This is a genomic window from Psychrobacter jeotgali (assembly GCF_904846315.1).
GTDB classification, from domain to species: domain Bacteria; phylum Pseudomonadota; class Gammaproteobacteria; order Pseudomonadales; family Moraxellaceae; genus Psychrobacter; species Psychrobacter jeotgali.
In genome coordinates, this window is sequence record NZ_CAJHAF010000001.1 from 2,410,953 (window position 1) to 2,432,102 (window position 21,150).

At 45.2% G+C, this 21,150-nt stretch carries 14 protein-coding genes; 6 read left to right on the top strand and 8 right to left on the bottom strand.

Features of this window, described 5'->3' with window-relative positions; all coding sequences use genetic code 11:
* Positions 1-212 precede the first annotated feature (212 nt).
* Both gyrB and JMX18_RS09925 read left to right on the top strand, forming a co-directional pair.
* Complete coding sequence (gene gyrB, locus JMX18_RS09920) at positions 213-2,858, top strand: DNA topoisomerase (ATP-hydrolyzing) subunit B (protein WP_227674627.1); 2,646 nt, start codon at positions 213-215, stop codon at positions 2,856-2,858.
* 103 nt (positions 2,859-2,961) lie between these two features.
* A complete protein-coding gene (locus JMX18_RS09925) occupies positions 2,962-3,600 on the top strand; it encodes a manganese efflux pump MntP (protein ID WP_201587385.1) in 639 nt (212 codons plus the stop codon).
* Positions 3,601-3,740: 140 nt separating this feature from the next.
* Here the strand turns inward: JMX18_RS09925 and rlmF are convergent, their stop codons facing one another.
* The 3 genes from rlmF to JMX18_RS09940 form a co-directional block, all read right to left on the bottom strand.
* Positions 3,741-4,808: a 23S rRNA (adenine(1618)-N(6))-methyltransferase RlmF gene (gene rlmF, locus JMX18_RS09930; protein WP_201587387.1), complete on the bottom strand. Its 1,068-nt coding sequence runs from the start codon at positions 4,806-4,808 to the stop codon at positions 3,741-3,743.
* Positions 4,809-4,884: 76 nt separating this feature from the next.
* A complete protein-coding gene (locus JMX18_RS09935; protein WP_201587394.1) occupies positions 4,885-5,550 on the bottom strand; it encodes a LysE family translocator in 666 nt (221 codons plus the stop codon).
* A gap of 215 nt (positions 5,551-5,765) precedes the next feature.
* Complete coding sequence (locus tag JMX18_RS09940; protein ID WP_201587400.1) at positions 5,766-6,821, bottom strand: fructosamine kinase family protein; 1,056 nt, start codon at positions 6,819-6,821, stop codon at positions 5,766-5,768.
* A gap of 311 nt (positions 6,822-7,132) precedes the next feature.
* On the opposite strand from JMX18_RS09940, the gene JMX18_RS09945 reads away from it, so the two are divergent.
* The 4 genes from JMX18_RS09945 (at position 7,133) to JMX18_RS09960 (ending at position 12,996) form a co-directional block, all read left to right on the top strand.
* The gene (locus tag JMX18_RS09945) at positions 7,133-7,930 is read left to right on the top strand and encodes a crotonase/enoyl-CoA hydratase family protein (protein ID WP_201587402.1); all 798 of its coding nucleotides are present in this window, start codon (positions 7,133-7,135) and stop codon (positions 7,928-7,930) included.
* Between the two features lie 82 nt (positions 7,931-8,012).
* On the top strand, positions 8,013-8,960 hold the full coding sequence (locus tag JMX18_RS09950) for an AEC family transporter (protein ID WP_201587405.1): 948 nt from the start codon (positions 8,013-8,015) through the stop codon (positions 8,958-8,960).
* A 157-nt stretch (positions 8,961-9,117) separates the two neighbouring features.
* Positions 9,118-11,796 (top strand): cation-translocating P-type ATPase, encoded by a 2,679-nt coding sequence (locus JMX18_RS09955; RefSeq protein WP_201587407.1) that lies wholly within the window; start codon positions 9,118-9,120, stop codon positions 11,794-11,796.
* Positions 11,797-11,838: 42 nt separating this feature from the next.
* Complete coding sequence (locus JMX18_RS09960) at positions 11,839-12,996, top strand: MalY/PatB family protein (RefSeq protein ID WP_201587409.1); 1,158 nt, start codon at positions 11,839-11,841, stop codon at positions 12,994-12,996.
* 35 nt (positions 12,997-13,031) lie between these two features.
* Here the strand turns inward: JMX18_RS09960 and JMX18_RS09965 are convergent, their stop codons facing one another.
* From JMX18_RS09965 to JMX18_RS09985, 5 genes are all read right to left on the bottom strand, one after another.
* Positions 13,032-13,529, bottom strand: coding sequence for a cupin domain-containing protein (locus tag JMX18_RS09965; protein WP_201587411.1), 498 nt, complete (start codon positions 13,527-13,529; stop codon positions 13,032-13,034).
* Positions 13,530-13,602: 73 nt separating this feature from the next.
* A complete protein-coding gene (locus JMX18_RS09970) occupies positions 13,603-15,171 on the bottom strand; it encodes an FGGY-family carbohydrate kinase (protein WP_201587413.1) in 1,569 nt (522 codons plus the stop codon).
* A gap of 50 nt (positions 15,172-15,221) precedes the next feature.
* Positions 15,222-16,895, bottom strand: a complete 1,674-nt coding sequence (locus JMX18_RS09975) for a glycerol-3-phosphate dehydrogenase/oxidase (protein WP_201587415.1) — start codon at positions 16,893-16,895, stop codon at positions 15,222-15,224.
* 24 nt (positions 16,896-16,919) lie between these two features.
* The gene (locus JMX18_RS09980) at positions 16,920-18,671 is read right to left on the bottom strand and encodes an FAD-binding oxidoreductase (RefSeq protein WP_201587417.1); all 1,752 of its coding nucleotides are present in this window, start codon (positions 18,669-18,671) and stop codon (positions 16,920-16,922) included.
* A gap of 509 nt (positions 18,672-19,180) precedes the next feature.
* Entirely contained in the window at positions 19,181-21,031 is a 1,851-nt protein-coding gene (locus JMX18_RS09985) for a BCCT family transporter (protein ID WP_265088825.1), read from the bottom strand.
* Positions 21,032-21,150: the final 119 nt, after the last annotated feature.

Below are 21,150 nucleotides of genomic sequence, written 5' to 3' on the forward strand. Positions count from 1 at the left end.
AAATATAGAAGCGTTTAGAGTAGTCATAAAGTGAAATAAGTTTTTATTCACGGCTGTTAATTCTAAATGTAAGTTTAAATATAAAAGTTATTAATGCGGATTTTACTAAAATATTAACGTCAATAGAACCAATTCAAGATAACGTCGTAAGCTTATGCCGTAGTGGCAAACTTATGATTAATAGCTGATTACGGCTTGATTAAGGAATGCACATGAGTGATTCATTACCTACCGATAACGACCAGATAATAACAGATAGTCTGATTTCTGATACTAGCTCTAGCACTGCTCCTGAAGGGTTACCCTCCGATTACAGCTCCAAAGATATTCGCGTATTGCGCGGGCTTGAAGCCGTGCGCGTGCGTCCCGGTATGTATATCGGCGACACTGATGATGGTACTGGCCTTCATCACATGGTCTTTGAGGTAGTGGATAACTCTATCGATGAAGCGCTGGCGGGTCACTGTGATCAAATCGATATCGTCATTCATGAAGATGAGTCAGTGAGTGTTAGTGACAATGGACGCGGTGTTCCGGTTGATATCCATCCCGAGGAAGGCGTATCTGCCGCGCAGGTCATCATGACCGTGCTTCATGCTGGCGGTAAGTTCGATGATAACAGTTATAAAGTGTCAGGCGGCCTGCATGGGGTAGGCGTATCTGTGGTTAACGCACTGTCCAAAAAGCTAGAGATGAATATCTGGCGTGAAGGTTATCACTATCAGCAAACTTATACTGATGGCGTGCCTGATAGTGAAATACAACAAATGGAAGCGACCGATAAAACCGGTACTCAGATCCGTTTCTATCCTAGTACCGATGTATTTACGGGTACTGTTTTTGAATACGATATTTTAGCTAAGCGTTTACGTGAATTATCTTTTCTAAACTCAGGTGTGCGTATTGTTTTGACCGATGAGCGTATCGATAAGCGCCATGAGTTTGAGCATAAAGGCGGCTTATCAGAGTTTGTCAGTTACATAAACGCTGGTAAAGACGGTGTTAATGAAGTGTTTCATTTCACCAGTGAACAAGATGATGGGATCAGTGTCGAAGTGGCGCTACAGTGGACTGATACTTATAACGAAAAAGTACTATGTTTCACCAATAATATCCCGCAAAGGGATGGCGGAACGCATTTATCGGGCTTTCGTTCTGCATTGACTCGTGTTTTGAATAGTTATATGGATCGTGAGAACCTGTTCAAAAAAGAAAAGGTAGTGGCGACCGGCGATGATGCTCGTGAAGGTTTGACCGCCATCGTTTCGGTTAAAGTACCTGATCCTAAATTCTCCAGCCAAACCAAAGATAAATTGGTATCTAGTGAAGTAAGATCAGCGGTTGAATCAGCGATGCACGATCGTTTTAGCGACTATCTGCTAGAGAATCCGACTGCCGGTAAAGCTGTGGCTAATAAAATCATTGATGCGGCGCGGGCACGAGATGCAGCGCGTAAAGCTCGTGAGATGACTCGTCGTAAAACTACTTTAGATATTGCTGGTTTGCCGGGTAAGTTGGCCGATTGTCAAGAAAAAGATCCGGCCTTATCAGAGTTATATATTGTGGAAGGTGACTCTGCGGGTGGATCTGCTAAGCAAGGTCGTAGCCGCAAAACTCAAGCTATTTTGCCCCTCAAAGGTAAAATCCTAAACGTTGAACGGGCGCGTTTTGATAAGATGTTATCATCGGCTGAGGTCGGTAACCTCATTACAGCATTGGGCTGTGGTATTGGTCCTGATGAATATAATCCTGATAAAGTTCGCTATCATAAAATCATTATCATGACCGATGCGGACGTTGATGGGTCGCATATTCGCACCTTGCTGCTGACTTTCTTCTTCCGTCAAACACCGGAATTGATAGAGCGTGGCTACATTTATATCGCTCAGCCGCCGCTTTATAAAGTGAAAAAAGGTCGTCAAGAGCTATATTTGAAAGACGATGAAGCGCTCAAAGCTTATCTATTATCTTCAACGATTGATAATACTAAGCTTCACGTTAGCGCCGACGCACCCGCTATTACTGGGCAAGCACTTGAAACTTTGCTTAACGATTACAACCAAACGCAATTAATTAAAGCACGGTTGCAAATCCGTTTTCCAGCGGTATTGCTCGACGCTTTAACGCATACGCCAAAGCTTAGCACTGATATGACTTATGATAAATCAGTGATGGAAGCGTGGAAAGAGAAGCTCCAAACTCAGCTCAGCCACTTTGGTAGTGATCTAAGCCCAGAGATCGAGTTGATTAATATTCATGCACCGGTGTCTGAAGCAATGGATGCGGTTACCGCCGATTTATTAGGTATGAAACCGCAGCCTACGCCCGAGCCTGAAATCGATAATCTGACTGATGATAACATTGAGTCTGCACCCGAAAGTGAGATGTTATCTACCAAAGCTCAGTGGTTACCACGGATCACTATTTATGTGCATCAACTGGCGCACCATTATTTACTGGATGCTGGCTTTATCAACTCTGGTGAATACTCGAAGTTATTGCGCTTATCAGCTGAATGGAACACTTTATTAGAAGATACTGCCTTCATTCGTCGTGAAAGTACTACGGGTAATAGTAAAGATATTGCAGTGCGTGACTTTGATTACTTGTGGCAGCAAATGATGTTGGAGGCCCGTCGTGGTTTGGCTATTCAACGTTATAAAGGGCTAGGGGAGATGAACGCCGATCAATTGTGGGATACTACCATGGATCCGGAGAATCGCCGGATGCTACGAGTAACTATTGAAGACGCTATCGCTGCCGATCATATGTTTACTTGTCTGATGGGTGATCATGTTGAGCCGCGCCGTATCTTTATTGAAGAAAACGCATTAACAGTATCTAATTTGGATATTTAAATATAGAGTTTGAATATTATTAAAAAGCCACTTTGTTAACAAGGTGGCTTTTTTTGTTTCACGTGGAACTTAATAGAAATACGTTTTAATTAGTGAAAAAAAGATGATAGAAGTTATATTACTTGCAGTAGCTTTAGCTATGGACGCCTTTGCCGTAGCGATTGGGCTGGGCGCAAAAAATCAAAAGCAAAGCTCTCGGTATTTGCTACGTTTGGCTATTTATGCGGCGCTATATTTTGGTATCTCGCAAGGGTTGATGCCGATTATCGGCTATCTGTTAGGCGCAGCACTATTAGGTTGGCTAGCAGCTGCTGCGCCCTGGATTGGCGGTATTATTCTTATCGTCCTCGGTGGAAAGATGCTCTATGAAGTATTTGCAGCGAACAAAGAAGATATTGCAGATGGTGGATTTAGTCTGAAAACTGACGTTATTACTGAAGCTATTGATAGGAGTAGGGATACTGTTGCTGTGATGCATAAAAGTCAAAAGAACATCAGTCATCGTACCCTGTTTACCCTTGCTATTGCGACCAGTATCGATGCCATGGCAGCAGGGTTCACCCTTAATTTATTAGTGCTTAATGCTTGGCTAGCCTGTTTGATTATCGCTATCATCACTGCAGGGTTTAGTTTTTTTGGTGTTTATCTGGGTAAAAGATCTGGTACTTGGCTTGAAGAGAAAGCGGAAGCATTAGGTGGAATAGTTCTTATCGCTATCGGTATAAAAGTCATGCTGTTTTAACTGACAAGTTATCTTACCTCGGCCCAATTTTGTAATAAAAAACCGCTGTGGTAATCCAAGCGGTTTTTGTTTCACATGAAACCTCTATAGTTTACTAACTATGATGTTTCATGTGAAACGTTCCAAAAAAATCAGTCTTGTTATTGTTCAACTTCCTCTACTGTAAAACGCCAAGCTAATACCCTAGTGCTCTTTTGACCTTGGCTCATCTCAATGATACGCATTTGGGTAACGTCGAGCTGCTTCAACAGCTGTTGTAAAGGCTTGATGTTTTCAGACTTCGATACCAAAGAGGTAAACCAGCCTACATGTTCGGCAAAGTCTTGACTCTCTTTAATCATTTTGGTCAAAAAGGCAATTTCACCACCCTCACTCCACAGCTCTTTATGCTGACCACCAAAGTTTAAGTTCTGTGCCGCATTACCTGACTTTGTTGAATGACGACTGACTTGCTCGCTTTCATTTTTGCCGCGGTGCCGTTGCAGATTATGCTGCTTACGGCTATTGGCCTGCATCGCTTCCTCGAGTGAGGCGTGAAACGGCGGGTTGCATATCACCACGTCAAAGTAGTCTTGACGGCCAATGATGTTTTTAAAAATATACTTAGGTTCAGGCTGCAATTTAACTTTAACGGCGCCTTTTAGTTTAGGATTAGCTTCACAAATTAACGCAGCGGTATTGACCGAGACTGGATCAATATCGCTTGCGGTAAAGCGCCAGCCATAGCTTTGGCTACCAATAATAGGATAAATGGCGCTGGCACCAGTACCGATATCGAGGGCATGAATTTGCTTACCGGTCGGCGGAGTATTATCACTATTTACATGAGTGGTTTGCGCCAGCAGATCAGCGATATAGTGAATATAGTCCGCACGTCCCGGAATAGGCGGGCACAAATAGCCGTCAGGAATGTCCCAAAACTTAATACCATAATGCTGCAATAATAGTGCTTTATTGAGCGTACGTACCGCCTGATGGTCAGAGAAGTTAATGGTCGGCTCGCCTTTTGGGTTAGTAATGGTGTAGTCGGCAAGCTCGGGTAGGGCACGAGTTAACACCGTAAAGTCGTAACGACCTTGATGCGGATTGCGCGGATGTAATTGTCCTAGCTTTTTGGCAGTCGCAGGCGATCTATTTCTGTGATTGGTATTAGGTTTATTGTTAGATTTTTCACTTAAAGAGGTGTTTTTGATAGGCTTGGTTGTCATAGTATGGGGCTTTGATAGAGGGATATAAGCCGTCAGTGTAGCAGATTTTGCGACTAATCAAAGATTAATCAACGCCTTATCGACTGCGGAAAATTAGGTTTAATCCCAATACAATCATCGCTGTACCCAATATGCGATCTATCCAATGCTCAAAACGCTGAAAGCGGCGCAGAATTGTAGGAATCGATAGTAACATCACCACCGTACTAAACCAGGCCATCTGCAGGATCATCATCCATACCCCATAAATGGACAGCTGCCAAAGCGGAATATCGGGCGAGAGCACCAAGGTAAATATTGCTACAAAATATACTGGTGCTTTGGGATTAAAGACATTGCAGAAAAATCCACGGCGCAGCGTAGCAAAGGTAGATGCTGCTGAAGCTGAGTTTTTTATTAGCTGTGCAGTAGAATGCTCTTCTGAAACTTGGTCTATAGTGGCTGTCGGCTGTTTTGGCTTAGCTTGAATACCTTGCCAACCGAGATAAATCAGATATGCACCACCTAACCATTTAATAGCGGTCAATAATGGCTGTGAGTGTGCAATTACTGCCGCCAGTCCTAGCACTGAATAGATAATATGCACGGCTAGACCGATGGTAATGCCTAAACTACAAATCAAGCCACTACGCCGACCTTTAGTTAAGGTTTCACGTGAAACTAAGACAAAATCAGGACCAGGCGAGGCAGCGGCTAGTAAATGCACACTCGTGATAAGCAAGAAACCGTGCCAAAATTCCATAAATTATCCTGAATAAAGTCTTAATACTAAAGTGAATGTTAATAATAGGGTATTAATGAAAATAAGGTCAACTGTTATCGAAGCTCGTTTTTCACTTTACTCTATGCATTACCTATATTAGAAGCAGAATCTAGGTTTGGCGTAGGGTGTGGTCAGCGCAGCGTAACCCACCATTTTATCTACAGGTTTGACAAAGATTTATACTTAAACACACTCTAACTCCCAAAACGCTGCGCAATGCGCTGCACAGCATTTAAATAACCGCTGCCAAATAAGTTTAAATGATTTAGGTAGTGATAAAGGTTATAGATATCTACCCGCTCGGTAAATCCATCCTGCACTAGACCATGCTCTAGGTAAGCGTCATAAAACTCTGATGTAAATCCGCCAAATAACTGGGTTAAGGCAAGATCGGTTTCAGGGTGACCCACATAAACGGCAGGATCTATCAAGTAACCAAGCGCTTTATCTTCACTATTATCAGCCGACTGACCGAGCATAGCGTTACCCGCCCACAAGTCGCCATGCAGTAAGCTCGGTCTGGGTTGTCCTGCCTCGTCTGTGAGCGGATAGTTTGGCAAAAGCTGTTCTAACTTATGCTGAATGCGCTCGATTTGTTGTAGAGTTTGGCGATTTATGCGCTGATTATCAAAGGCCATTTGCGACTGTGCGCCCAATCTTTGACTGGCAAAAAATTCATGCCAGTTAGCCGTCCAGCTATTACGCTGGGGACTACTACCAATGAAATTATCATCAAACCAGCCGGCGTACCACTTTGAGTGCTGGTTGTTATCAAAGTTATCAGGGTTATCCGGTTGCGGCGGCTGTGGTGGCTGGGCTTGATGCAGTGTCGCCAGCTGCGATGCCAAATCATGCCAGCCTTCTTGCGCATGGGCGTTTGAGCCCTTAAAAGCATGAATCACTGAGAGTAATAAAAAACTACGCCCGCGCTCGTTATCAATACCAAACGCTAAAGGCTGGCAAGTCCGCGCACCCGTCGCACGTATGGCTGTTAACCCTTCTACTTCAGCCTCAAGTACCGGCGCTTTCTCAATAGTGTTTTGCTTTAAAAAAACCTGCTGGTTTGAATCGCCTATGGTCAGTAAGCTTGCCTCATTGATATCGCCGCCCGAGACCGGCTGTAAATCCACATCGTCTAATGAGCTAATAGAGCGGTTGCTTAGGGCGTTTACCGCTTTAAGTAAGCTATCAAAACGTGGGATAGTATTATCATAAGTATTATCGGAATGGGTAGAAGTTGAATCAGCCATTATTAATATTCCTTACCCTTTAAAATGGGTTTTATTAAAATTATATTTATAGTCAGTTCGAAATAAAATTGACACGCTAATATTACCAGTGCTACTGGTATAAATTTTACTTGCGTGCTGTGTCTACGCTGACAGAGGCTGCGCAAAATTTATCCCAGTAGCACTGTATCCGTTTTATAGTAATTTAACGACATCGTTAATGAGTCATTCTGCATACTACGCTTTTATTTTTCGTCTTGTGTTATAGCGTAAGGATGTCTATATTAAAAGTCAGTAGCGTTATCTTAAAAGTACTTAAAAGGGACAAATTCATGACCACTCAAAACAATACCAACAACCGCATCACTTTTGAGACCGACGGCTATATCTGCCTTATCGGACTTAATCGAGCCGATAAACGCAACGCCTTTGACAGCCATATGATTAAGCGGTTATCCGAAGCATTAACTCGCTATGAAAATGATGATAATCTGCGTTGTGCGCTCATTTTTGCTCATGGAGAACATTTCACCGCTGGTCTTGATTTGATGGAACTACAAGATAAATGGGACAAAGGCGCGTTTGAATTCAATGATGACGAAATCGATCCATGGGGCATTGGCGGTAAGCTGCGTACTAAGCCTGTGGTGGTGGCGATACAAGGCACCTGCTTTACTGCGGGCATTGAGCTGATGCTCAATAGTGATGTAGTCATCGCTAGTGATAATTGCAACTTTGCGCAGATGGAGGTGCAGCGCGGTATCATGCCTTTTGGCGGAGCGACGGTAAGATTTATCGCGGCAGCGGGTTGGCAAAAAGCTATGTCTTACTTGCTTACGGGTAAGGCATTTGACGCACAAACCGCGGATAGACTCAATCTAGTTAGTGAAGTGGTCGCAAATGGTGAAGAATACGAGCGCGCTCTGACGATTGCCAAAGAAATTTGTACCGCAGCTCCGCTTGGTGTGCAAGGGCTACTGTCTTCGGCGCAAGATGTGAGTCGTAGTGGAATTGCCGCTGCCCTAGCCAATATTCATAGCTATTTGCCGCATTTATTTCATTCAGAAGATGCCCGCGAGGGAGCGATGGCGATGGTTGAGAGACGCGAAGCGAATTTTAAAGGGCGCTAGCGCTTGATTTTATATTCATCCGAAGGTTGATTGATTATAATCGCTTGACTATACCCACGCCTATAAGCGGCTGATCACTACTATGTTAGACATTATTAACATCACTGCCCCTATTTTTATTATCATTGCGCTTGGCTACCTATGTGTCCGTATTAAAGCCATCGATCCTAAGCACGCTAAAGGTATGGGTAGTCTGGTGTTAAATATTGCGCTACCAGCATTGATGTTTAACGCCATTGCCGACCTGCCTTTTCAACAGGTTATCCTACCGTATTATCTATTCATTTATGCTCTAGGCTCGGTCATAGCTTTTATGGTCGGTGTGGTATTGACCAAAATGATTTGGCGACAAGATAATGTGTCAGCGGCTCTCAACTCCACGGCGCTCTCGTTCTCTAACAGTGCCTTTATCGGCTATGCGGTAGTCTCCATGGTTATCGGTTCTGATAAAGCGGCGACTTACTTATCCATGGGCATTCTGATTGAAAACTTTTTAATCTTGCCAATGCTATTTATCATGGCGGAGATGAATCCTGATTCAGATAAGTCTCTAGCCAGCGTGCTGCTCGGTATAGGTAAAAACTTCACCCGTAACCCACTTATCATCACTATCGTGATCAGTGTCATTTTCTCTATCTTTAGTATTCCTGTACCGCAAGTGGTCGCCCAAACCGCACAGATACTCACTGGCGCTGCGGCACCAGTTGCCCTATTCGTGATCGGGATGAGCCTATATGGGCTGGAGCTAAAAGGTGATTTACCAAAAATCACTACGGTCGGTTTGGGTAAGCTGGTGCTGCATCCGCTAATGATTCTGCTGGCTATCACTCTAATCCCAGGCGGCACGCTGGAGGATAAATATGTGGCTATGCTGTTCGCCTCAGCGCCGGTGTTCTCGACCATCGCTATCATCGGGCAACACTATGGCTTGGTCAATCGGATGTCGGCTATCGTGATTATTTCTACCATTGGCTCGTTCTTTAGTATGAGCGCGGTGCTTATTTATTGGCAGATGACGGTTGGGTTTTAGGGGATGAAGGAGCGTATCCTGCTTTCACATCCATCAGCCAACTCTCAACCCACTTCCTAAACTAACTGTTAACGAATATTACATTTTTACTTCAATATCCTTAGTGTCATAATGGACTAGCCATCAACAGATAATAACAACGATAAGTGAGGCAAGCATGTGGCATAGCAAAACCAAGGAGCAAGTAGAAGACGAGCTAGACGTCGATCCCTCCGAGGGGCTAAGCGAGCAACAAGTAGCGGCGAGGCTAGAAAAATATGGCAAAAACAAAATTGAAGGCAGCAAAAAGAAAAGCCTGATAGCGATGTTTTTTGCGCAAATGCAAGACGCCTTGATCTATGTGCTGCTGGCGGCGACGGTGATTACCTTTATCATTGGTGAGTATATCGATGGCACTATAATTCTGCTGGTGGTGCTGATCAACGCCGTCATTGGCGTGGTGCAGGAGTATAAGGCTGAGCAGGCCATTGAAGCGCTGCAAAAAATGTCCAACCCCAAAACTGTGGTGCGCCGCGCCGGTAGCAATCAAGAGATTGATTCAGAAGACCTAGTGCCGGGCGATGTGGTACTCATTGATGCTGGACGTTTTATTCCAGCAGATTTGCGTTTGATTCAATCCTCCAATTTGCAGATTGAAGAGTCGGCCCTGACTGGTGAGTCGGTGGCGGCGAACAAAGATGCGAGCGTGGTTATTGATGATAAGGGTATCAATATCGGTGACCGTAGCAATATGGCGTTTCGCTCGACCACCGCCACTTATGGGCGCGGCGAAGGGATGGTTATCGCCACCGGTATGCAGACCGAGATGGGTAAGATAGCTAGCATCTTGGACAATGAAGACGATACCATGACCCCGCTACAAAAGCGCTTGAATGAGCTGGGTAAGACGCTCGGGCTGATGGCGATTGGGGTGTCAGTAGTGATTTTAGCGATCAGCTTGTTTCAGGGCAGAGATACCTTTGAGATGTTCTTGACTGCTATTAGCTTGGCGGTGGCAGCGATTCCAGAGGGGTTGGCGGCGATTGTGGCGATTGTATTGGCGCTGGGTGTGACCCGGATGTCAAAGATTAACGCTATTATCAAAAAGCTACCGGCGGTTGAAACACTGGGATCGGTGAATATTATTTGCTCAGATAAAACCGGTACCCTTACCCAAAATCGTATGACTGTGGTCGAGCACTTTACCTTGCAGGGTGATAAGACTGTTGTTGGACATGCTGAGGCTGATACTCATATTGAGCTAAACGACGATGAAACACTGATGGTGCGTAGTTTTTTGCTTTGTAATGATGCCTCAATCGAAGGTGGGGAAGAGACGGGCGATCCGACCGAGATTGCGCTGGTGGCTTATGCTGAAAAGGCGGGTTTGCTTAAGTCAAAACAAGAGGCCAAATATCCACGTATCGATGAGCGACCTTTTGACTCTGAGCGTAAATTGATGTCGACCTTAAACCAGCTGGATGCCAATCAGACAAGTAAATGCTATAGAGTGAATATAAAAGGAGCGATCGATCAAGTGCTGCCGCTTTGTACTCATGTTTTAGATCATGGCGAGGTAGTAGCGATTACCGATGCGCATAAACAGCGATTTCTTGCAGCGTCAAAAGCGATGGGTAGCAAAGCGTTACGGGTATTGGCAGCGGCTTATAAAGAGGTTGATAAAGTCATCACTCCTAAGCAGATGGAACAGGAGTTAGTATTTGTCGGCATGGTCGGGATGATGGATCCGCCGCGAGAGGAGGTCAAGGACTCCATTCGTGAAGCCAAAAACGCTGGCATTACGCCCATTATGATTACTGGCGATCACGCCGATACCGCTTTTGCGATTGCTAAACAATTGGATATGGCGTCAGAGCGCACGCAGGCTATTTCAGGCTACGATATCAATCAGATGAGCGCGGACACCTTTACTAAAGAGGTCTTAAACTACCGAGTATTTGCTCGGGTTAGCCCAGAGCATAAAGTGCGCATTGTCAAAGCCTTACAGTCACATGGCAATATCGTCTCGATGACCGGCGACGGGGTCAATGATGCGCCAGCGCTCAAGGCGGCTGATATTGGAGTGGCGATGGGCATTACTGGCACCGATGTGTCGAAAGGCGCCAGCGATATGATTCTGACCGATGACAACTTTACCACCATCGTTCATGCTATTGAAGAGGGGCGTAATATCTATAAGAATATCAAGAAGGCGGTGGTCTTCTTGTTATCTTGTAACTTGGGCGAAGTGATTACTATCTTGGTCGCTATCATGCTCTCATGGCCGTTACCTTTACTAGCGACGCAGATTTTATGGATTAATCTCATTACTGATTCGTTCCCTGCTATTGCGCTGGGCGTCGATACGCCTGATAAAGAAGTGATGAATGACAAACCGCGTGATCCTAGTGAGAGCTTCTTTGCAGGCGGCGTGGCGTTTAGAGCGATTATAGGCGGGGTGCTGATTGGGGCGTTATCATTACTGGCTTTTTATATTGGACTGAGCGAAGAGGGTTATCATCTGGGGCAACGAGATATCCCTGAAAGTGTATTGGCTCATGCTAGAACCATGACCTTTGTGGTGCTGGCAGGCTCGCAGTTGTTTTACTCGTTGGCGCTGCGTCATGAATCCAAGTCTATTTTTCAATTGGGACTGTTCTCCAATCCTTATTTGGTCGCTGCGGTGGTATTTGGTTTTGCACTGCAAGTTGTGGTTATTAGCGTGCCATTTTTGGCCGATGCTTTTAAGCTGCAAGCGCTAGAGATGCAAGACTGGCTCATTGTGCTGGGGCTATCACTTATTCCGTTTGTGCTCAAAGAGTTGTCTAAGTTGTTTATCAAGTATGAGAAGATGTAGGATAGTTAATATTAAATAAAAACCATCCCTAAGGAGCAGCCCATGGCATACAATTTTGATGAGATAATCGACAGAAGCAATACAGGGTCAATTAAATGGCACTATAGCGATGACACGATTCCGCTATGGGTGGCGGATATGGATTTTAAGGCGGCTCAGCCTATCTTGGATAGCCTGCAGCGTGTGGTGAATCACGGTATTTTAGGTTATACCAAGCCTACCAAGGCTTTGTTTGAGGCGATTATTAATTGGCATAGCAGTCGTTATGATTTGCAGCTTATTGAAGAGAATATTTTATTCTCGCCGGGCGTGGTGCCAAGCCTAGCGCTGATGATGCACATATTTACCGAGGCAGGCGAGGCGGTACTGGTCAATGATCCTATTTATACGCCGTTTATGACCAAGGTTGAGCAAAATAATCGCACGCTGGTGACATCGCCCCTAAAGGAAGTTGACGGTAAATATCAGCTAGATTTGGACGACATCGAAGCCAAGATAGTTGAGCATAAGGTAAAACTGTATTTATTATGCAATCCGCACAATCCGGGCGGGCGTGTGTGGACGGTAGGCGAGCTTGAAGCGCTGCTTTTGCTTTGCAAAAAGCATGAGGTAGCGATTGTCAGTGATGAGATTCATCAAGACTTAACTTTGAGTGGTCATAAATTTGTGCCCTTTTTAAAGCTAGCAGCAGCAGAAAATTACGCACATAAAGTGGTCAGCCTGACCTCCATGACCAAAACCTTTAACGTAGCCGGTATTAAAGGCTCGATGATCTTTGCTAAAGATCAGGCGTTACTCAAAAAAATCAGCCAACAGCAGCAGTTAAATGATGAGTATGAGCTGAATTTATTTGCTTATATGGTGATGCAAAGCGCTTATGAAGAGGGCGAAGAGTGGCTCACACAGGCGCTGGCTTATATTGAAAAAAATATCGAGTTGACGCTAGATTTTTTGGCAGGGCATCTGCCTGATATTAAGGTGATGCGCCCAGAGGCGTCGTATTTGATTTGGCTGGATTGTTCTGCCTATGGCGATGATGATCAGGCGCTCTATGACAAACTGCGAGAGGCGAAAGTTGAGCTCAATGCAGGGATTAAATACGGTAACGAGGGACATCTAAAAATGCGCCTGAACGTGGCTTGTCCTGAGGCGCTATTGCGAGAGGGATTAAATCGGGTTTATGCGGCTTTTGGTGATTAATAAGGCTTTATAAAGCGAGACAAGATTTACTGCTCTCAAGGCTTTATTTGACCTAAATCCTCTAAATCTACAAACTCCTTTTTGCCATGGATAGTATACATTTTGCGTTTGATGTCTGGATAATTACAGATATCAAACGCTGGTCTGCTGCCACCCATTAAATAGGTAGCATCCATATCGCTATTATTACGCATAGAATGCGCCGCCCCCTGTGCGGGAAAACCGACAAAATCTCCTGCATTTAGCTGATAAGTTTCATCACCATAACGCAGCGACAGCTCACCAGATAGCATATAAATGAACTCGTCTGACTCTTCATGATAGTGATGCTGCGTGGTTTCATCACCCGACTCAACGCGCACAAGATGCAAACCGAATTTGGTAAGGCCAACGATATCACTCAATGAAACCGTATGACGAATAGCATTTTCGTTAAACTGATGGATGTGCTTGGTTTCAGGGGTGTTTTCAATATTGGACTTAGTTAGGACGTAATGCTGAGTGTTTTTGAGTGTGGACTTTGGTGTAGTCATAGCTTAGTCTCCGTTATTATTATCTTAAACTTGAGTCTATAGAGGCAATAAAGGTTTAACTCAGAAGTGTAATTCACTTAGTAGGATAACCGGTGATGTCTTGAATGCTCCGATATAAAGGCTTTAAGCGCTCGTACATCTTAAGATAGACTTGGTTATAAAGACGCTTATAGAGTTGCACATTGGCTTCAATAGGTAAGAACTCATCGCCTAAATGGGTCATGGCTGCGCTAGCCGTAGCGTGGTCGGGATAGACGCCGAGCCCCACCGCGCAGTTGATAGCAGCGCCTAGCCCTGCGGCTTCATAAGTGTGCGGGCGGTAAGCGGGCATGGCAAAGATATCGGCGGTGAGCTGCATGGCGGCGTCGCTTTGGGAGCCGCCGCCTGAGACCCGCAGGTGTTTGATGGGCTTTCCGGTACGCTTCTCGATAGTATCAAAGCCGAGTTTGAGCTCGTAAGCCAGCCCCTCCAAGATCGCACGGTACACGTGCGCCCGTGTGTGTACATCGCCAAAGCCAATAAGTGCACCTTTGCCCTCAAGCCCCGGATGACGGACGCCGGGCGACCAATAGGGCTGCATTATAAGTCCCATAGAGCCCGCCGGAATGTCTTTGACGGCCTTATCGAGGAGCTTTTCGGTGTCGATGCCTTGGGTCTTTGCCAGCTGCTGCTCATAATGGGCGAATTGTTCTTTGAACCAGCTGACCATCCAAAAGCCGCGATAGATCATATATTCGTGATTGTAGTAATTAGGCGCAGCGGCGGTGTAGGCGGGCATGTGCTTGAGGATCTCGATGTAATCGGGGGAGATGGTATTGATAGTGGCGGTAGTGCCAAAGCTTAAGCAGGCGGTATCGGCTGCCAGACCGGCTGCACCCAGCGCTTCGCAGGCCTTATCACTGGCGGCGGCAATCATCGGTGTGCCTTGAGGGATACCTGTGGCCTCGGCGGCTTTGACGGTTATCTCACCAAGCCTTTGCCCCGGTGGGACGATTTTGGGCATTTGCTCAGGCGTACAGCTGAACAGTCGCCATTTAAGATCTTTGGGCTTTAGCCATGTTTGTGCCTTGTAGTCGTAAGGTAGATAGCCTACCGAATGACCGTTAGAGTCGATAAGCTCGCCAGTAAGCTGATAGGTCAGGTAAGCGGAGAGGTTGACATAGTGGGCGGTCTTGTCCCAAATCTCTGGCTCATGATGCGCCAGCCAATTACAGCGCGCTTTTTGCTGCGCCTCTTGCACCAATTCGCCCATGCCGATGATTTTAGTGAGCGGGCTTAAAAAACCAATGTCATTAGTCTTACCGCGGCGCAAATCCATCCAAACGATAGCGGGACGTAGCGGCTGTTTGTCTTTATCAAGGCAGATCATGGTATAGCGCTGGGTGGCGAGACTGACGCCAGCGATTTGTTCAGGTTGAATCTCACAGCATTGCCAGAGTTGCTGACAAGCCTCAGTTAGCTTTTGCCAATAGTAGTCGGCGTGCTGCTCGGCAAAGCTTGGCTGCTCGGAGAAATACGGCTCAATAGGGATGCGGGCTTTGGCGATCTCGGTACCAAATTGATCAAAGATAAGCGCTCTGACGCTTTGGGTACCATTGTCGATAGCAAGGAGGTAAATAGGGTCATTGGTATTATTAGTCATAGTCGTCCTTAACTATGTAGAAATAAAGGTTGAAACTAACTTAGAAAACCTTAAGCCGCAGGCAAATGATAATAGCGCTGCCATAAGTCTTGATAGCGAGCGACTTCCTGTTGCCATTTTTGTTCATCCCAGCCCAGCTCCTCTTGAAAGATTTTCTGGATTCTAGCGCTGATAAGCGGCGTCAAAGCGCCATTAGGCAGTATTAACCCCAAGCGCGTACGCCGTAGCAATAAATCATCTAAATGCATGACCTGCTCGCAACGTACAGCAAAGCGAATTTCCGCCCAAATGGTGTTGCTATCGGTCACATAAGCCAAATCGTCGTCATGCGCCAGCTCAAGTAAGGTATCAAGCTGGAGACCATAGAATCCTTGCAAGCGTTGTTGTAAGTCAATTGGCAAAGTCGTAAATTTGGGATGAGTTGGTGCTGTATTGCTAAAGACTTGGTCGTTAAATGGGGCACTTTGCTCAGTAGCCGATTCATCAAACGCCAGCACCTTTTGGCAAATCTTTAATACATCAAGGGCTATCAAGCGAAAGGTAGTGAGCTTGCCGCCGCTGACAGTCACTAAATTATTATCTAACCAAACGCTATGATCGCGCTTCTCTTTACTCGGGCTAACCCGTTTACCATCACCGCTCTCTGAGATTAGCGGACGTACGCCTGCCCAAGTGCTAATCACATCCTCTCGGCTCAGGTTGATGTTATTAAAAAGACCGTTAGTCGCAGCCAATAAATAATCCACCTCTTCGCTAGTAATGCCGACCTCTTCATCATTTAAAGGGGGATGGTCCAAGTCGGTAGTACCAAGAACAGTACGGTTCTCCCAAGGAAAGACAAATACCGCTCTTTTATCAACAGGATGCAAAAAAGTATAGGCTTGCTTAATCGGTAAACGCTGCTGACTAACAACTAGATGACTGCCGCGCGACGGACGAATTTGCTTATGAAAACTTTGCTCGGTCTGAGCGCGGGCTTGCATACGTAGGGTATCTGCCCAAGCGCCGGTGGCACTGACCACCACTTTGGCATAAACTTCATAGGTTTGACCGTTATTAGCAGCTATAGAATCTGCGTCAGACGTATCTTTGAGCGTTGCACCCACGACTAAACCCTGCTCATTAGTGAGTAACGACTCGGCTTTAAGATAGTTAATCGCCTGCGCACCGTCATGAATGGCTTCATCAAGTACGCGCATCACTAGCCGGGAATCATCGGTCACCGCATCACTAAATTGACTGGCACCCAAGAATTTATCTTGCTTGATATACGGATTAACACCAAGAAAGGCGTCTTTTTTAAAGTATTTAAAATAGCGCCTGCCCGCCAGTTTATCGTAGACTCGCAGCAAAGTATTAAAGATCCAAGGCGGTGGAAACTTGCCTTTATAGTGCGGCATGACGAAATGCATCTCGTTGACCAGACCGCCCGCTTCATTGAGCATACGTTCACGCTCACGCACGCTAAGCAGTGTGGTTTTGTAATCGCCGGAAGCAATGTAGCGTAGTCCGCCATGCACCATCTTGCTAGAGCGGCTTGAGGTGCCCCAAGCGAAGTCTTTTTGCTCAATGAGTAACACTTTTAGACCGCGCCTTGCCGCTTCACGAGCAATACCCGCACCAGTAATACCACCACCGATAATGAGCATATCCCAAGGTTTAGATTGAGATAAGGGTTGAGATAGGGGCGCTAGGGCTTGCTGGCGCTGCGTACTTTCAGTCATAAATTACTCTTGTTAATTTGTTTTTTAATCTTCAAGCAATACACCCGGATTCATACGCTGCTCAGGATCTAAGCTCTTGAACATAGCACTGGTGACTTGTAGCCCAAGCTCGCCTTTTTCTGCCGCAAGGTAAGGGGCATGATCGCGTCCAACGCCGTGCTGATGCGATATCGTCGCTTTGCCATTAGCCACGCTTAGACTGGCGGCATGTTTGATTTTTTGCCAACGCTTCAACGTAGTAGTATGGTCTTTAGCGGCTCTGAAGAAATAAGTCGTATAAAGGCTAGCACCTTGCTTATAGACATGTGAGATATGAGTAAAAGCCATGACGTTTTCATCTTCGTCAGCTAAAGCGTTTTGCGCCGCATTTTGCATCTGCGCCATTTGCTCGTCGATATTATTCCAGTTGGTCGCCGTCTCAAAGGTATCGACCATGATGCCTTTATCCCATAAGGTGCCACGTAGATAAGGGAATTTAAAGCGTCCATGCGCCCATACGCTACCCATAATATCGGTAATTTTGCCGGTGACACTACCGTGCTGTTTTAATAGTTTATTGAACTGGGTCAGTGCCAGTTTATTTTGCGCTTGGTCCCCTGATACCCCATAAGTGAGCATGACTTTATTTGAGCTCAGTCCGCGCGCTTTAAGATAGGTACTAATGGCTAAAAACTGACTGGGCGTAGTACCCAAATGCAAATGCGCATCGGTCTCAACCGCATTACTTAGACGCAGCATAGAAAGACCAACATTATTTTGCACTGCTTGCTTGAGCACCGCTTTACCCGCTTCCCAATGAGGGAGAAAAGCCACTTTGAATAGCTCTTCCTCAGGCTGTGGTTGCACACGCATTTTTACTTCGGTAAAGATACCGGCGCGGCCCTCAGAGCCCATCATCATCTCACGCAGATCAGGCCCTGCCGAAGAGGCGGGAATATCGGCAATATTTAATACTCCTTGCGGAGTGACTAAGGTACCGCCGGCGAACATCTGCTCGATACGACCATAACCCAACGACTGCTGACCGCTAGAACGCGCCGCAATCCAGCCGCCAAGCGTTGATAGCTCCCACGACTGCGGATAATGTCCCAAACGGTAACCGTGCTCGCCCAATTGCGCTTCGACCGCAGGCCCTTGCGTACCCGCACCAAAAGTAGCAATCTGGCTCTCGGTATCTAAATCTATAAGTTGATCCATCTTACTCATAGCAATGGTCAATACCGGACGTGAGCCCTTTTGCGGATTGATGTGACCGACTACAGAAGTGCCACCGCCAAACGGAATGACGATGAGATCATGCTCTTGGGCGCGCTTGAGTAGTTCTTCAACATCATTGGTCGTTTCAGGAAAAGCCACGCCATCAGGGAAGGTCTCAAAATCGCCGCTATGCATCGCTATCCAATCAGGGAAGCTTTGTCCGCGGGCGTGTCTAAGCCGAATTTCTTGATCGATAGATACTATATCAAGACTGCTGATAGCCGTAGGCAAACGTGTTTTAGGGACGGTTTTAAGGACTTGTTGTAAGTTGACAGACGGTAGGTTTTTGGTTTTGCCAATGTGCGATTTGATCAGTTTGGCACCGTGCGGTGAGACTTTTTTATTGATGTCAACATTGCCCCAACCATTCCAACGTGTCTGCTCGATTGGAGTGTTGAGAGCTGGATTGCTTTTTGAAGCTGTATCTAAGCTAGTATTATTGATTTTTTCGCTGTAAGCCTTTACCGCAGTAGGACTGGACTTAGGGCATTTACGGATAAGAGAGTTGATTTTGCTCATAGGGACATACCTGTCGATTGATGATAACCCTATTTAAATAAGCGACTAAATTAGTGTTTAGATAGGGTTTGAATAATGTAGGACCATCCAATGGTTGACCATTAACAATAAAAGCAATGTCTAATTTTTATTAGAGAGACCCCTTCTTTAATCAACTCTAAATAAACCCCACACGTGTTCTACCACCTGCTCTGTACTGACTTTAAATTGACTTAATAATATCTCAAAATATCTCAAAGCTTTAGATTTATGCGGGGTGATAAGGGGTTGATTATAAAGTTAATATACTGATTGTTTGTGAATAACACCTTAAAAGCAACTATCTTTTATAGACTTGCTATTCATAAGGTAAAACTTATCCCAGTTTTGAGTCATAAGATAAGGTATTTATGTTACTTAATACCCTATATTATTTAGTATAAAGGTGGTTTACATATCGTTGATATAAAAGGCTGAACTACCTGAGTAGCTCAGCCTTTTGTGAGTTTTTTAGATCAAATATGCTTGAGTTAATCTTTGTTCTCACTATCCTCGCGCATTTGCTCCCATTCGTCTTGTTGCTGCAATACCGAACCTTCAGGCGCTTCTGATGTCATCCCTTCTTCCCATGGAGAGTTGTCAGGCAACTCTTCAATGTGAATGGTTTTGACATAGTAATCAGGCTGATAAGCTAAGTCATAACGAGCTGCTTTAATGACCGATACCATCATCATCGATAAGATAATAATTAGTGGGGCACCGGCGATAATAGAAGCGGTTTGCAGCGTTTGCAAATCCCCTAAGAACATTAGAATTGCGGGTAATAAGCATAAGGTAAAGGCCCAAAATAGACGGTTCCAACGATGCGGCTCATCATCGACCTCTTTTTGTACCACCGAGGCTAATATATAAGAGATGGAGTCAAAGGTAGTAGCGGTAAAAATAGTCGCCAAAAAGGTAAATACGGCAACGACCAAATAAGACATCGGTAAGCTATTTAGAATAGAGAAGATAGCGGCAGTAGGCGACTCGTTATTCAAAATACTAATGACATCAACGGTGCCAGTCATCTGTAGATATAACCCGTAATTACCCAAGATAATCATAAACATCGCACAACCAAGCGATCCGTAGAACATCGAGCCTACTACCATATTGCGAATAGTGCGTCCTCTGGAGATTTTGGCGATAAACAGTCCGATAGTCGGCGCAAATACCAGCCACCATGCCCAATAGAATACTGTCCAGTCCTGCGAGAATGTCGTGTGCTCAAAGCCGAATTGTTGAAAGTCTTTGAAAGGCTCAACATAGGTCATCATCCGCGGCATCTCAGTAATAGAGCGCCCTATAGCCTCCAGACCGGTGTTTAAGATAAATACCGTAGGCCCGACAATTAATACAAATAGTAGGAAAACCACTGCTAAATAAAAGTTAATGTTGGAGAGCTTTTGAATACCGCCTTTGAGACCCTGATAGGCACTATAAGCAAAAATCATGGTGGTAATTAACAGCACCACAATTTGCATCGTAATGTTACGCGGTAGACCAAATAGGTTATATAAACCCTCATTAATAAGTGGGGAGGCCAGACCTAAAGTCGTCGCACCACCGCCAACCATACCAAAGACAAATAGCACATCGAGCATTTTCGCCCAGTTACTGCCTGCTAATTTTTCACCTAATAATGGCATCAAAGTTTGACTAACTTTAAGTACTGGTGTTTGACGCACATAATAAAAATAAGCAATGGGAATGGCCGGTACTAAATAGATCGCCCACGCCACCGGCCCCCAATGGAACATACCGTAAGTGGTTGCCCAGCGAATAGCATCCGGCGTTCCGCCTGCTATTCCAAATGGTGGACTTTGATAATAATAAGCCCATTCAATGAGGCCCCAATAGAGAATGCTGGCCCCAATACCACCGCAAAACAACATCGCCGCCCATGAACCATTAGCGAACTCTGCTGTCTCCTCGGGTCGGCCCAGTTTTATTTTACCAATGTCAGAAAACACAATATAAATCACAAACAGCATAGCAAGCACGCCAAAAGCTAAGTAGGCAAAACCAAAGTTATCCCCTACGAAGTTTCGAGCTATCCCCACCCACTCTTTGCCTTGCTCAGGAAAAAGTATCAAAGGTATGGCGATACCCAAAAGGATGATTAGCACCATACCAAAGGTAAACTTGTCAATGCGCGTATCAGGTACGTGGTCAGGGCGCCACTGTGGAATGGACATACCCACGTCAAATGTACCTAGATGGGGCGGCTTATAATACTTTGATCGAGCTTTTACATAATCCGGAAGATATTGTTTTGACACTCCAGTCTGGTCTTGATTGGGTTTTTTACTGTTTTTTTGATCTTTGGAGTTACCCATTTAGTTCTCCTTTTCAAAGTTAAAATGACAAAAATAGCAGTGTCACCGATTAAAAGATAAGTGTTTACTTGAGTTATAGTTATCCTTTTAATAATTTAGTTGATGACGCGCTTTAAGTT